Annotated in this window: 16 protein-coding genes; 9 read left to right on the top strand and 7 right to left on the bottom strand. The window is 73.7% G+C overall.

Annotated features, from left to right (window positions below):
- Positions 1 to 32: 32 nt before the first annotated feature.
- Positions 33 to 200 carry a hypothetical protein gene (locus O2W17_RS15800; protein WP_269193392.1) on the bottom strand — a complete coding sequence of 56 codons (168 nt, stop codon included), beginning with the start codon at positions 198 to 200 and terminating at the stop codon, positions 33 to 35.
- Between the two features lie 207 nt (positions 201 to 407).
- Between O2W17_RS15800 and O2W17_RS15795 the strand changes: the two genes are divergently transcribed.
- Together O2W17_RS15795 and O2W17_RS15790 are read left to right on the top strand one after the other, a co-directional pair.
- Complete coding sequence (locus O2W17_RS15795; RefSeq protein ID WP_269194389.1) at positions 408 to 605, top strand: ribbon-helix-helix protein, CopG family; 198 nt, start codon at positions 408 to 410, stop codon at positions 603 to 605.
- Positions 602 to 979 (top strand): type II toxin-antitoxin system death-on-curing family toxin, encoded by a 378-nt coding sequence (locus O2W17_RS15790; RefSeq protein WP_269193391.1) that lies wholly within the window; start codon positions 602 to 604, stop codon positions 977 to 979. The genes O2W17_RS15795 and O2W17_RS15790 overlap by 4 nt, the downstream gene beginning before the upstream one ends.
- 6 nt (positions 980 to 985) lie before the next feature.
- On the opposite strand, the gene O2W17_RS15785 is transcribed toward O2W17_RS15790, so the two are convergent.
- Both O2W17_RS15785 and O2W17_RS15780 read right to left on the bottom strand, forming a co-directional pair.
- Positions 986 to 2,671, bottom strand: coding sequence for a CocE/NonD family hydrolase (locus tag O2W17_RS15785; RefSeq protein WP_269193390.1), 1,686 nt, complete (start codon positions 2,669 to 2,671; stop codon positions 986 to 988).
- Positions 2,672 to 2,712: 41 nt separating this feature from the next.
- Positions 2,713 to 3,174 (bottom strand): NUDIX domain-containing protein, encoded by a 462-nt coding sequence (locus tag O2W17_RS15780; protein WP_269193389.1) that lies wholly within the window; start codon positions 3,172 to 3,174, stop codon positions 2,713 to 2,715.
- Between the two features lie 82 nt (positions 3,175 to 3,256).
- Between O2W17_RS15780 and O2W17_RS15775 the strand changes: the two genes are divergently transcribed.
- Both O2W17_RS15775 and O2W17_RS15770 read left to right on the top strand, forming a co-directional pair.
- The gene (locus O2W17_RS15775; protein WP_269193388.1) at positions 3,257 to 3,916 is read left to right on the top strand and encodes a helix-turn-helix domain-containing protein; all 660 of its coding nucleotides are present in this window, start codon (positions 3,257 to 3,259) and stop codon (positions 3,914 to 3,916) included.
- Between the two features lie 52 nt (positions 3,917 to 3,968).
- The gene (locus O2W17_RS15770; RefSeq protein ID WP_269193387.1) at positions 3,969 to 4,679 is read left to right on the top strand and encodes a hypothetical protein; all 711 of its coding nucleotides are present in this window, start codon (positions 3,969 to 3,971) and stop codon (positions 4,677 to 4,679) included.
- 24 nt (positions 4,680 to 4,703) lie between these two features.
- Here O2W17_RS15770 and O2W17_RS15765 read toward each other — a convergent pair whose 3' ends face one another.
- Complete coding sequence (locus O2W17_RS15765; RefSeq protein ID WP_269193386.1) at positions 4,704 to 5,579, bottom strand: NUDIX hydrolase; 876 nt, start codon at positions 5,577 to 5,579, stop codon at positions 4,704 to 4,706.
- Between the two features lie 131 nt (positions 5,580 to 5,710).
- Between O2W17_RS15765 and O2W17_RS15760 the strand changes: the two genes are divergently transcribed.
- The gene (locus O2W17_RS15760; RefSeq protein ID WP_269193385.1) at positions 5,711 to 6,751 is read left to right on the top strand and encodes an NAD(P)-dependent alcohol dehydrogenase; all 1,041 of its coding nucleotides are present in this window, start codon (positions 5,711 to 5,713) and stop codon (positions 6,749 to 6,751) included.
- Between the two features lie 24 nt (positions 6,752 to 6,775).
- On the opposite strand, the gene O2W17_RS15755 is transcribed toward O2W17_RS15760, so the two are convergent.
- From O2W17_RS15755 to O2W17_RS15745, 3 genes are all read right to left on the bottom strand, one after another.
- Positions 6,776 to 7,834 carry a DUF3048 domain-containing protein gene (locus tag O2W17_RS15755; RefSeq protein WP_269193384.1) on the bottom strand — a complete coding sequence of 353 codons (1,059 nt, stop codon included), beginning with the start codon at positions 7,832 to 7,834 and terminating at the stop codon, positions 6,776 to 6,778.
- Between the two features lie 198 nt (positions 7,835 to 8,032).
- Positions 8,033 to 8,677 carry a hypothetical protein gene (locus O2W17_RS15750; protein WP_269193383.1) on the bottom strand — a complete coding sequence of 215 codons (645 nt, stop codon included), beginning with the start codon at positions 8,675 to 8,677 and terminating at the stop codon, positions 8,033 to 8,035.
- A gap of 222 nt (positions 8,678 to 8,899) precedes the next feature.
- Complete coding sequence (locus tag O2W17_RS15745) at positions 8,900 to 9,217, bottom strand: DUF3303 domain-containing protein (protein WP_269193382.1); 318 nt, start codon at positions 9,215 to 9,217, stop codon at positions 8,900 to 8,902.
- Between the two features lie 284 nt (positions 9,218 to 9,501).
- Here O2W17_RS15745 and O2W17_RS15740 point away from each other — a divergent pair, with 284 nt between their 5' ends.
- The 4 genes from O2W17_RS15740 (at position 9,502) to O2W17_RS15725 (ending at position 12,804) form a co-directional block, all read left to right on the top strand.
- Complete coding sequence (locus O2W17_RS15740; RefSeq protein WP_269193381.1) at positions 9,502 to 10,284, top strand: thioesterase family protein; 783 nt, start codon at positions 9,502 to 9,504, stop codon at positions 10,282 to 10,284.
- A 59-nt stretch (positions 10,285 to 10,343) separates the two neighbouring features.
- Positions 10,344 to 11,747: an ADP-ribosylglycohydrolase family protein gene (locus O2W17_RS15735; RefSeq protein WP_269193380.1), complete on the top strand. Its 1,404-nt coding sequence runs from the start codon at positions 10,344 to 10,346 to the stop codon at positions 11,745 to 11,747.
- Between the two features lie 109 nt (positions 11,748 to 11,856).
- Complete coding sequence (locus O2W17_RS15730; protein WP_269193379.1) at positions 11,857 to 12,267, top strand: DUF898 family protein; 411 nt, start codon at positions 11,857 to 11,859, stop codon at positions 12,265 to 12,267.
- Between the two features lie 363 nt (positions 12,268 to 12,630).
- Positions 12,631 to 12,804, top strand: a complete 174-nt coding sequence (locus O2W17_RS15725) for a hypothetical protein (protein WP_269193378.1) — start codon at positions 12,631 to 12,633, stop codon at positions 12,802 to 12,804.
- The last annotated feature ends 341 nt before the right edge of the window (positions 12,805 to 13,145 follow it).

Genomic DNA, 13,145 nt, shown 5'->3' with positions numbered 1-13,145 from the left:
GGGCCGCCCGTGGAACGGGCGGCCCGGTGTGGTCAGCGGGCTGCGTCCCGACCCTGCTGCGGGTTCGGCATCGGACGCCGCTGCTGGAAGCCGGGGTCGAAGCGCTGGGTCGGCTCCAGCTCGCCCGTCTCCGGCGCGGCGTGCCGCCCGGCGCGGGGCATTTTGAACTCAGCTGTCTCGTCGAGCAGGTGCTTGCTCACAGTCCGTCCTTCCGTGGATTGCGGGCAGCGTAAGCAGCCGGAGCACCCTTCCGTCGGACCCTCGGGGAAAGCGCACGTCGCCTGTGGTCAGCGGGAAAACTGTGACGACCGCGTGCCGCCGGGGGCCTGCCTGGCCGGCGCCGACCGAGCGCCCGACGCTGAACCAGGACGTGACGGTATCAAGGGTGATACCGTCACCGCGTGGCCATGACCCTGCGGTTGGACGACCAGGAAAGCGACGCTCTTCGCCGTCGAGCCGAGCTGGAGGGCCGCTCGATGCAGGAAGTCGCCCGGCAGGCAGTGCGGGACTACATCGAGCGGAACAGCAAGAGGGAGCTGCTGGACCGTGTCCTCGACCAGGAGCTGCCTCGCTACGCCGAGGCCCTGGAGCGGCTCGGCCAGTGATCGATCTCGACCTCGATGACCTCCTGCACATAGCCAGACGGACGCTGGGCGAGGTCGAGGTGCGCGACATCGGGCTGCTGGAGTCCGCGGCGGCGCGGCCACGAGCCACGGCATTCGGCGAGGACGCGTACCCGTCCATCCACGACAAGGCAGCGGCACTGCTGCACTCGCTCGCCCGGAACCACCCCCTCGTCGACGGCAACAAGCGGCTGGCGCTGGCCGCGGCCATCGCCTTCTACGGCGTCAACGGGATGCGGCTGACCCTGTCGAACGACGAGGCCTACGAGCTCGTGATGGCGGTCGCGGCCGGACAGGTGGACGACGTGGGCCTCATCTCCGAGCGCCTGGCACCTGGAGTCGAACCCTGGCGGTGACCGCGCTCAGGACGACCCGGCGGGCAGCGTGACCGACGACGGCGACGCGCCGCCGGTGCAGATCCGGTGGTTCACCGGCACGCCGCGGGTGCCCTCGCCGGGCGGCTCGCCGGTGCCGAGGTTCCGCGCGTAACGCGGGTGGGCGCCGCCGGAGACCTGCAGCCGGATCCGGTGCCCCGCCTTGAAGCGGTGCGCGGTGTCGGGCAGCGTCGTCTCCACCGTCCGCTCCCCCGCCGCCGGCTCCTCGCCGGGTGCCGGGTCGAGCCGGACCAGCCGGTCGGTGACGTTGACCGACCGGCCGCTCGGGTCGACGTCGCACAGCCGCACGAAGACGTCGGCGTACGGGTTGTCGGACTCGTGGAACAGCCGGACCCGCGCACCGCCGAGCAGCTCGACCGGCGTGCGCAGCGGCGCGGTGGTGAAGGTGCGGACGTCGTCGCGGGCCTCGAGCTCGCGGTTGTCCCGCTGGCCGGCGCTGGCGGCGAGCACCCGGCCGCCGACCGACGGCGTCGGGTCCATCGGGTCGTAGGTGAAGGTGGTCGGCTCCTGGGGTCCGGCCGGGACGTCGTCGTCCAGCCGCCCGCCGGCCGCGAGGTACCAGGCGCGGTCGGTGGTGGCCGGCGGCCAGTCGGGCATCGTCCGCCAGGTGCGGGCACCGGAGACGTGCACCCGCACCCGGGCGGTGCGCTCCGGCTGCGGCGGCGCACCGTCCACGGGCAGGTGGGTGCTCAGCCAGGCGAGGCTCTCCGGCGTCGTCACGGCGGCGTCGATGGTGAGGTGCGCCCACGGGCCGAGGGTGAGGCCGACCTCGACGCCGCGGTCGCGCAGGACGGCGTACTGGTACAGCGTCTGCTCGACGAACCAGTCCTGCCAGCCGCCGACGAGCAGGGTCGGGACGGTGCTCGAGTGGACGGCCGGGGTGGCGCGGTAGCGGTCCCAGTAGGCGTCGGACAGGTCGGGGTGTGCCAGCCACTCGTCGAACCACGGGGCCGGCATGCCGCCGAAGCGCTCGGCCAGGCCCTGCAGCGGCAGCTCACCCAGGTGCGGGGCCAACCGCCGCTCCGCCGTCATCAGCCGGTACATCCCGCGCAGGAAGCTGACCCGCTCCTGGTGGGCGACGAGCTCGGTCCAGATGGCCAGGTTGGTGAGCTGGAAGGCGCCGTCGATCAGCCCGGCCTGGGCGAGGTCGTGCGGGCCGATGTGCAGCACCATCGCCTTGAGCTCGGGCGGTGGGTCGAGCGCCAGCGCCCACTGCGTGTAGCCGAGGTAGCTGGGGCCGAGCGTGGCGAGCCGTCCGTCGAACCACTCCTGCCCGCGCAGCCAGGCGACGGTGTCCTGCCCGTCGTGCTCCTCGTTCACCACGGGGCTGAACTCGCCGCCGGAGCCGAACGTGCCGCGCACGCTCTGCACCACCACCGCGTAGCCGCGCTCGGCGTACGGCACCGTCATGGACAGGGCGAACCCGAGGCCGCGGCCGTACGGGGACCGCAGCAGCACGGTGGGGTGCGGTCCGGCCGACGCCGGCAGGTAGACGTCGGCCCGCAGGGCGGTGCCGTCGCGCATCGGGACGTCGACGCCGCGCAGCACCCGCACCCCGTGGGTCGCCGGGGGCAGCGGCCACCGGCGGGTCATCGCCGCGGCGGCGACGCGGGCCGGCCGCGGGAGCGGCGTGGGGAGCGTGCGGTCGGGCACGGAACCTCCAGGTAGGTCGGACGGCGACCCTAGCTGCGAGCTCAGCGCGCGAGGTGCGCGGCCAGCCGGTCGAGGAAGGGCAGCTGCGCCTTCACCAGCTTCGTGCGGGCGCTGTCGAGGTCGAACCAGGCGGCGCGGTCGATCTCCGGGAACTCCTGCCTCCGGCCCGACCGCGGGGGCCATTCCAGCTCGAAGGTGTTGCTGATGATGGCGTTGGCGTCCAGGTCGCCTTCCCCCGCCCACACGGCGAGCAGCTTGCGGCCTTTCACCTCGCCGAGCGGGTGGAGCTGGGTCGCCGGCACCGGGCAGCCGAGCTCCTCGGCGAACTCGCGGCGGGCGGCGGCCTCGGCGTCCTCGTCCGGGCCGTGCTCACCCTTGGGGATCGACCAGGCGGCGTCGTCCTTCCTCGCCCAGAACGGCCCGCCCATGTGGCCGAGCAGCACCTCCACCCGGCCGCCGCTGCGGCGGTACAGCAGGACGCCGGAGCTGCGGACGGGAGGCACGCGATCAGCTTCGCAGAGACGCTGCTCGCGGTTTCGACTTGACCGATAGCGTCGCTGTGACGACATTGTCCGTATGCCCCTGATGACCACCGAGCAGGCCGCCGACCGGTTGGGCGTCTCCGTCCGGCACGTGCAGCGCCTGGTCTCCGGGGGCGAGCTGCTCGCGATCGGCACCGACCGCGTGGACGCCGACTCGGTGGCCCAGTGGATGGCGCAGCGGCAGGGCAGCCGGGTGCGCGCCTGGGAGGAGCCGACGGCGTGGGCGGCCGTGGCGCTGCTGGAGGGCGCTCCGGCGGCGTGGGTCGGTCAGGCGCAGCGGTCGCGGCTCCGGTCGGCGCTCGCCGGGGCTGCAGCCGCCGAGCTCGCCGCCCGTACCCGCAACCGCGCGACAGTGCACCGCTACCGCGCCCACCCGCGGGCGCTCGACCGGCTGGCCCGCGAGGTGGTCGCCTCGGGCGCCGCCGGGGGCATCGGCGGGTTGAGCGCGGCGCCGGACCGGTGCGACGGGTACGTCGACGAGCGCGTCGAGGAGCGCCTGGTCCAGCGCTACCGGCTGGATCCCGACCCGTCGGGCGGCGTCACGCTGCGGGCGACGCGGATGCCGATCGACGTCGTCGAGGAGCTGGCCGGCGGACGACGGCAGGTGCTGGCCGGGCTGGACCTGGCCGGCTCGACCGACCCCCGGGAGCGCTCGACCGGCCACCGCCTCCTCGACCGTGCGCTCGGGCAGCTGCGTGGCTGAGGTGCTGCGGCCGCCGACGCCGGCCGGCGGGTGGGCGCCACCGTGGCCCGACGTGGCCGAACTTGCCGAGGCGGTGCCGCCCGACGCCTGGACGCTGATCGGCGGGCTGATGGTGCAGCTGCACGGCGCCGTCGCCGGCCTGCCGGTGGTGCGGCCGACCGACGACGTCGACGTCCTGCTGCACGTGGAGACCGGGTCCGGCCGCCCCGCCCAGGTGGCCCGCTCGCTCGAGGAGCTCGGGTACCGGCTGGCTCCCAGCGTCGACCCCCGCGTGGGCACCGCGCACCGCTTCGTCCGGGACGGCGCCGTCGTCGATCTGGTGACGTCGGGGAGCGGGCGGTCCGTCGTCGACGTGGTCGCCGCCGACCACGCCCCGCCCCGGTCGCTGGAACGGTTCCGCGGCTTCGACCTGGTGCGCGTGGCCGGCGGCACGCAGGCGCTGCGCCGGACGGTCCTCGCCGAGCTGCGGATCACCGGGACGACGGGATCGACGATCAGCGTGCCCGACGCCTTCGGCGCGCTGATCCTCAAGGCCGCGGCGCACCTCACCGACGGCCGCGACCGCGACCGGCACCTGGCCGACGCCGCCGTCCTGCTCGCGTGCGTCGACCCGTTCGCCGAGCGCACCCCCTCGGGCAGCGACCGGAAGCGGCTGCTCCACCTGCAGCGCCACCTGGCGGACCCGACGGCGGCGCCCTGGCTGCTGCTCCCCCAGGACGCTCGCCGCGATGGGCAGGTGGCGCTGGACCTGTTGTGCTCCTGAGCGGGGCCGGGTGCCTCGATCAGGTCAGGTGTCGTCGCCCGCGTCGGCGTCGGCTGCCGCGAACGGCTCGACCAGCTCGGAGAGCGGGGCCGGTCCGTCGTCCTCGTCGTAGACGTAGTCGAGCCGACCGTCGGTGAGCACCGGACGGCCGAGGATCGGCCGGATGCGGCGCGACTCCGCCATCGCGGACGCCACGTCCGGATGGGCGGTGAGGTCGCGCAGGGTCGAGGCGGTGGCGTTCATCATCGTCAGCGACCCGTCGCGGAACCCGCGGAAGGCCTCGGTGACCGGCAGCCAGGTCACCTGATCGGCCTCGCCGCCGACGTCCCGGGTGCGCTGCCCGGCCGGGAGCGCGGCGAGGAAGAACCGGGTGTCGAACCGGCGGGTCTGCCACTCGGGCGTGACCCAGTGCGCCCAGGAGCTGAGCAGGTCGGCGCGCAGCAGGAGGGACCGTGCCTTCAGGAAGTCGCTGAGGGCCAGCGCGCCGTCGATGAGCGCAAGCCGGTCGCGCTCCCAGTCCTCCCCCGTCGTGTCGGTGACCAGCGTGCCGTCCTGGTGCGAGGCGAGCAGGACGCCGGACTCCTCGAACGTCTCGCGGACGGCCGCCGCGACCAGCGCGGTCGCCAGCTCGACGTCGCAGGAGAATGCCTTCGCCCACTCGGCGGGTGGCGGGCCGATCCAGTGCTCCGCGGCCTCGCGGTCGCGGGCGTCGACCGAGCCGCCCGGGTAGACGTGCATGCCGGCGGCGAAGGCCATCGTGGGACGGCGCCGGAGCAGGTAGACGTCCAGGCCGGTCGCACCGTCGCGGAGGAGGACCACGCTGGCGGCGTCGCGAGGCTCAACGACGTCGGTCTCGCCGCGCAGGTACCGCTCGACGAGTTCGGTGCGATCGGCAGGCATGGCCGTCATGCTCGCACCGGTGGCGCATCGTCGCTGTCAACCGCTGACCGCGGGGGCGGTGCGGCTCGACGCCCGCCGCGGCGAGGCCCTAGCGTCCGAGGGGACCTCGTCCCGGCAACGGAGGAGCAGGCATGCGCGCGGTGCAGTACCGGACCATCGGCGGCGAGCCCGAGGTGGTCGACGTCCCGACGCCGGAGCCGGGTCCGGGCCAGGTCCGGCTGCGGGTGACCGCCGCGGGGCTGTGCCACTCCGACGCGTTCGTGATGGGCCTGCCGGCCGAGTCGTTCGGCTACGGCCTGCCGCTCACCCTCGGGCACGAGGGCGCGGGGGTCGTCGACGCGCTGGGTGAGGGTGCCACCGGCGTCGAGGTGGGCGAGCCGGTGGCCGTCTACGGGGCGTGGGGCTGCGGGCTGTGCCACGCGTGCGCACGGGGTGCGGAGAACTACTGCCCGCGGGCGGCGGAGCTGGGCATCCAGCCGCCCGGGCTGGGCTCCCCCGGCGCGCTGGCCAAGTACCTGATCGTCGACGACGTCCGGCACCTGGTGCCGCTGGGCGACCTCGACCCGGTGGCCACCGTGTCTCTCACCGACGCGGGGCTGACGCCGTACCACGGGATCGTCTCCAGCCTCGCCGCGTTGCCGGCCGGGAGCACCGCCGTGGTGATCGGCGCCGGCGGGCTCGGGCACGTGGGCATCCAGATCCTGCGGGCGATCACCGGGGCCACCGTCGTCGCACTGGACATCAGCGAGCAGAAGCTGGAGTTGGCCCGCGAGGTCGGCGCGCACCACGTGCTGCGGTCCGACGAGTCCGCCGTCGGGGAGATCCGCGCGCTGACCCGAGGGGTGGGCGCGCAGGTGGTGTTCGACATGGTCGGGGCCCCGCCGACCCTGGAGATCGCCCGCAAGTCGGTGGCGCTGGACGGCGTCATCCAGATCGTCGGGATCGGCGGCGGGCTGCTGCCCACGGGCTTCTTCTCGACGCCGATGGGCGCGTCGGTGCGGGCGCCGTACTGGGGCACCCGGGGGGAGCTGATGGAGGTGCTGGACTTGGCGAGGGCCGGCGCGATCCACGTAGAGGTGGAGCGGTACACGCTCGATCAGGCGCCGGAGGCGTACCGGAAGCTGCACGAGGGCACGATCCGCGGCCGCGCCGTCGTCGTCCCCGGGGAGTAGTCGCTCGCCTCGCCGACTGCCCGCTCAGCCCGTGGCGACCGCGCCGGAGTTGGGCACCAACTCGACCCATGTGGTCCCGGACGCCAGGGTCACGGGGTCGCCGTCCGCGTAGGTCAACTCCACCCGGTGACCGACGGCCGGCTTGGACCAGATCGCCTCTACCGTGTGCCCGCCGGAGGCGACGAGGGCCGGCCCGCTGCCGGTCAGGATCGTCTCTGGAACCGGGTTGCCGGCTGGGTCCCGGGCTTCGGTCTGGACGACGTCGACGCGCAGGACGACGACGTTGGCGGCACCGATCCGCGCGCCGCCCGCCTCGACCGCCGGGGTGCTCCCCTCGGCACGCAGCCAGCGGCCGTCGACAGCGCTCCAGGTCCACCGGGGAGTGCTGATGCCCGACAGTCGGAGGTCCAGCGTGGCCGTCGCCTGGCCGGTGGCGACGGCGGTGGGCGGCTCCCCCGTCGCCGCGTGCTCGAACTGGGCGCCGGGTGGGGCGCGGTGCGTGGTTTCGGCCTGGTCGAGGAGGGTCTGCGGCACCGCGTGGACGTTGTGCGGCGCGGAGCGGGTCGTCGTCCGGAAGAAGCCGTCGGCGCCGGAGTCCTGACGGAGCACCTGCAGACCGGCGCCCTCGGCCTCGGCGATGTAGGTCGGCACGCCGCCGGAGAAGGCGAGCAGCCCGCCGAGCGGGGCCGCGATCGCGGGGTCCATCGGCCGGATCGACCGGACGGGGCCGATTTCGGGCGGCAGTGTGGAGTGGTAGACGGCGACGAAGCGGGTGATGCCGCCCTCGACGACCTGCTCCCACACCATGTCGGCGGCGTTGAGCCCGGTCTGCGGGCGCGCGGCGGCAGAGTTCTCGATCTTCACGGCGAGCGCGGTGCGGTCGGGGATCGTGTCGGCCGGCACGCCGGTCAGCGGCCAGGTGGGCCCGGACGGCGACGTGCCGGCGAGCACGGAGTCGAGGAACGGCAGGGCTGAGACGTGCGGCTTGACCGCCGGCCACACGACGACGCCGGCGACCACCAGCACCGCGAGCAGGAGGAACCGGGCGCGGCGGGGCCCCGAGCGACGACGCCCTCGCGTCATCTTCTTCGCCGTCGCCGACCGCTGACCGGCGCCCTTCCTGGGCCGGGAACCCTTCGGAGACCCGCGGCCGGTCTTTGGCCGGGGGCGGGGCCGCGGCGCGGTGGTCCTGGGCACGGGGAGCTTCCTGACTCGGGAACGTCTTGCCTCTTGTCTATCGGCACGGCCGGCCGGACCCACGACCCCACGACAGCGCCGGCGCTACTCCGCCCGGTCGGCGGAGGCGGACACGCACCGCTCGCACGAGCCCTCGGCGGCGACGAACGACTCGGGCGCGGTGGCCCGCCGGCAGGTGCGGCACCAGCGGAAGGACCGGCGTCGCCGGGAGGCGATGTCCTCGGCGACATGACTCACGTACCAGGGGTCGTGCAGCAGTTCGTCTCGGATGAACCGCACGCCGTCCGTCGCGAGAGGACCGGGGCGACGGTCAGCCGCCGAGGTCAGCGGGCGGTCGAGCACGAACCACGGGCCCTGCACACCGACCGCCAGCTGCGCCGGCTCGCCGCTCACGAACCACCGCACGCCGTCCTGGCCATCGGCCGCGCTCTCGCGCCGCCACCCGGTACCCAGTGCTCGGACCAGCTCGGCGTGCCCGACGTCCAGCAGGTCGGCCAACTCATCCTCGTCGGCGGTGGGGTCGGACTCGCTCCCCCACTCCAGGTGGCAACTGCGGCAGACGAAGGCCGGCTGTTCGTCCATCACCAGGCAGCCACCGAGGGCGACCCGCCCGTGCTCCGCCTGCTCGAAGAGGTCGCCGCCCGGCAGCCCGTAGATGACCGGGATCGAGTCTTCACGCCCGCATCCTGGGCACACCCGCCCCGCCTGCACTCCCACCGACTCCGGCATCGCGCCTCCGTTCTGCGCCGCCACACGACGGCACAGGGCGGACCGTGGCAGCACCTACTGACAAAGACAGGCGGCTCCGCGGCGGTTGGACCAAGACGCCACCTGAACGGGCGACGGCGAGCGGGCCAGCCGGCTCCCGCAGCCGGCAGCGGGTCGACGAGCGGCCCGTCCCCGCGGATCGCGTAACTCGACCAGGCCCGCACCCCCGACGGTGGGCCCGGCCTACGGCTGGCTGCACGGCAACCCGTTCCGCCAGTCGCTGCCGCACGTGTCGCGGGCGCCGGCGTCCGTCGCGTCCGTCATCGGCACGACGGTGATGGAGCGGGGCGCGAAGACGGTGGTCAGGTACTGCAGGTCCGCAGGTTCGTCGGTCTCCAGGAGGGCGTACCCGGACTCGCCGACGCGAGCGACGAACTGGTGGATGGTCAGGCTCGCCGGCATCTTCCACAGGGTGAAGACGTCGCGGATCCGCTTCTGCGCGGCCTCGTACTCCTCGTCCGAGCCGGTCGGCCGCTCCTGCCAGGCGACGACGTACTTCATCACGACTCTCCCTCGAGCCTGTGCGCGAAGGCTCGCGCGAGCACAGTCGCGACCGCAAGGAGTTATGGCGTGCCCGCGCAGGCGGGCGGGAGGCATCTCGACGGGTCGACACGTTGCGTCGTCGTGCCGGAACACTTCCGGCCGGAAAGGCCTCGCTCAGTCGCGTCGGCACACCGGCCACCCGACCGTGGCGTCGACTCCATGGGTCACCACGCACCGCCGCCCGGTACGCAGTCCGCCGGCTCGCCGGACCGCCGACCGAGCGCTCCGTCAGACTGCCGGTCATGGAGTTCGAGGCCTTCTACCTGCCGCTGGGCGATAACCGGTTCGCGCCCACCCGGGCCACGGAGAGCCCGTGGGACCACAGCGCCCAGCACGGCGGACCGCCGTCCGCGCTGCTGGCCCACCTCGCCGCGGACGCCGCCCGGGTGACCGGAGCAGGTTCCCGCCCGGCGCGGATCAGCGTCGACTTCCTCGGCGCCATCCCCCGCCGCGAGCTGACCGTCGAGGTGTCCCCCGTCCGCCCGGGACGGCGGATCGACCTGACCGAGGCGGTGATGACCGTGGAGGGCCGCACCGTCGCCGTCGCGCGCGTGTGGTCGCTCGCCGTCGGGCCCACTCCGCCGGTGGTCACCGAGCTCAGCCCGCCACCCGCCGTCCCCGAGTCCTCGCCGCAGGTCATGTTCGGTCTGCCCGACTGGGGTTTCGGGCAGGCCATCGACTGGCGCTACACCGCAGGGTCACCGGAAGAGCCTGGGCCGGCCGACGTCTGGACCCGGGTGCGCGTCCCCCTGGTCGCCGGCCGGCCGCTCACGGGTCTCGACCGCGCGCTCATCGCGGCCGACGCCGCCAACGGCATCTCCGTGGAGCTGCCGATCGACAGCTGGTGGTCCATCCCGCCGGGCATGACCACGCACCTGACCCGCGAGCCGGAGGGCGAGTGGGTGCACCTGGCCTGCCGCACGCAGATCGCCACCGACGGCATCGGGCTGTGCCACGGCGAGCTGTCGGACGTGCGCGGCTCGATCGGGGAGGTCGCCCAGCCGCTGCTCGTCCAGGCCCGCTGACGGAGCCGCGAGCCGGTGTCGCACGCAGGCGGGTCGCCGCCGTCGGCCAGGATGCCTGGGTGACCCAGCGCATGCACCGCTCCCACCGTGTGGCCGGCGCGCTCGTCGGCTCCGCCGTCGGCGACGCCCTCGGCGCCCCGTTCGAGTTCGGCCCGCCCGGGCAGCTCTCCGCGCGCTTTCCCTCCCCCGCCCGCGGGTCGAGGACGGAGATGTGCGGCGGTGGGTCGCTGGGCTGGGAGCCGGGTGAGTTCACCGACGACACCCAGATGGCACTGCTGGTGGCCACCTCGCTGGTGGAGCGCGGCGGGCTCGACGAGGCCGACCTGTTCGACCGGTTCCTAACGTGGGCCGAGGCCGGGCCGCCGGACATCGGCAACCAGACGCGCGCCGTCCTCGGCTCCGGCCGGCCGTGGGACGTCGCCGCGGCCGAGCACTTCGCCCGGTCCGGTCACGCAGCCGGCAACGGCTCGCTGATGCGGACGACGCAGGCGGCCATCCGCTTCTCCCGGGACGGCCGTGAGGCGACCATGGACGCCGCCCGCCGCATCTCGGCGCTCACCCACGGCGACCCGTCGGCCGGCGAGGGCTGCGCGATATTCCACGAGCTGATGCGGGTGGCATTGGACGGCGGCGACCCGCTGGCCGCAAACCCCTCCGCGCTCGACGCGGTGGCTCCGGAGCACCGGGAGCGGTGGGCGACCGTGCTCGCGCCCTCGTGGACGCCGGCCGACGCAACGGAGTCGAACGGCGCGGTGTGGCCGACGCTGGGTCAGGCCGTGTGGGCGCTGCGGCACGGGCGGGACTTCGCCGAGGTCTTGCGGCTGGTCATCGACCTGGGTGGCGACACCGACACGGTCGCAGCCGTCGCCGGCGGCCTGGCCGGAGCGGTGTTCGGCATGGGCGGCATCCCCAGCCGGTGGGCGTCGGCGGTGCACGGCCGGGTGCCCGGCTCCGGCGAGAAGGTGTGGCGCCTGTCGGACCTGCAGCAGCTGGCGGCCGCGCTCGACGGCGGGGTGCAGCAGAACTACGACCCGGGCGTGATCCCGCGGATCGGCCCGGCCGAGGTCCTGCCGGGCATCTGGGCGGGCAACCTCGACGGCGCCCGCTACAGCGAGGAGGACTTCGCCGTCATCTCGCTGTGCCGACTGGGCGAGCCGTTCCCGCACCCGGTGCACCGGATGGCCTACATCGCCGACAACGAGCACAACGCCGACCTCGACGTCATGCTCGCCGACGTCCTGGACGACATGGCAGCGCTGCATAAGGAACGGCACCGGCTGCTGGTGCACTGCCACGGCGGCGCCTCCCGCACCGGGCTCGTGCTGCGCGGCTGGCTGGTGCGCGAGGAAGGGATGTCGGTCGAGGAGGCGACGGCGCACGTCGCCGAGCGTTGGCCGCACCTCGGCCTGTGGAACGACAGTTTCACCGCGGCCCTGCACCGCTTGGGGCGTTCGCCGGCGTGACCCCTGCGCAAGGAGCCCTGGCCGCATACAGATCGGGTCGGTTCCGTTCTCCTGCGGCGCTGCCGATGTTGTCTGAGTCCTTCCAACCTCTCAACACGGGGAGAAATTCGTGGCCAAGTCAGGCCGTTTTCAGTTTCATGGCGGCGCAGCTACCTACGTCGGCACCGCGCTCCTGGGCGTTGTGATCACCGCCTGCACCTTCGGCATCTGCTACCCCTTCGCGCTGGTGCTGCGTGAGCGCTGGCGGGCCAAGCACAGCACGATCGACGGCTTCCCCCTCGTCTTCACAGGTTCCGCGACGGCGCTCTTCGGCAACTGGATCAAGTGGCTCCTGCTCAGCTTCATCACGTTCGGCATCTACCTGCTCTGGGTGGGCCCCCGCATCGCGGAGTGGAAGTGGGAGCACACCGACTTCGACCGCGGCCGCACCCCGCTGCCTCTGACTGACGTCCGCGCGGTCATCCCGATGCAGCCGGCAGGCGGGCTGTCCATGCCGGGGCACGCACCGGTGGCGCCCTAGCAGTCCGGACCGTGCCGGCGGGCCGGGACGCCACCGCGTCCCGCCCCGCCGCGCACGCCCGCGATGCGGCGTACCCGTGCCGCATGAACGATCTCGGCACGCGGTTCCGGTGAAAAACGGATCGGTACCACCGCTTCGGGTGCACGAGCTCGATCACCGGCCCCGACAGGCACGCCAGTCCCAGTTCCACCAGAGCGCGAGCGACACCTCTACCGACGACGACCGAGGCTCGGAAGACCGCCAGATACGGTGCGGACACTCGATCCGGAACCGCGAGGCCCGGCAACTGCGTACTTGTCGACGCACTTGGGGCAGCGACGACGGCGCGGGTGCTTCTTCGAGGGCTCGAAGGGCTTGCCGCAGGTGGAGCAGAGCTTCCATCCGTTTCGCAGTGAGCACTTGTGGCACCACCGCGACTTCTTGATCGGAGCGATGCGGCCGCAGTCAGCGCACTTGGCCTTCGGCCGGCACGTCGAGCAGGTGCCATTCTTTAGCTTCGCCGCCTTCTTCAGGCCCGAGCATCCGCTGCAGCGCTGATAGCCCCGCGCGACGGCGCAGACGTCGCACCAGGGCAACGGCCCGTGTCGGGGGCGGACGTCACATGCCTGGCAATCGCGTGCGGCCTTCGCCCGAGGAGCCGGCGAGAAAGCCTGCGGCGTCCTCGCTCCACGCTCCCGCGAGCGGTCGGTCGCCTCGGTCCGTGGAGTCGACGCGGACGCCGGCGGAACGCCCGCCGCGCGTTCGCGGAAGCGGTCCGCCGCCAGCTTGGCTGCGACAATCTTGCTCGCTCGACGCCGCTCGTGGTCTCGCCGCAGCTCGGCGGAGCGGATCTCGCGGATCTGGCCCGCCATGTGAACTCGCCGGTCGTGCTCGAGCCC

This window comes from Blastococcus sp. VKM Ac-2987 (assembly GCF_026967805.1).
Classification (GTDB): domain Bacteria; phylum Actinomycetota; class Actinomycetes; order Mycobacteriales; family Geodermatophilaceae; genus Blastococcus.
This window is presented reverse-complemented; position numbering and strand designations above follow the sequence as displayed.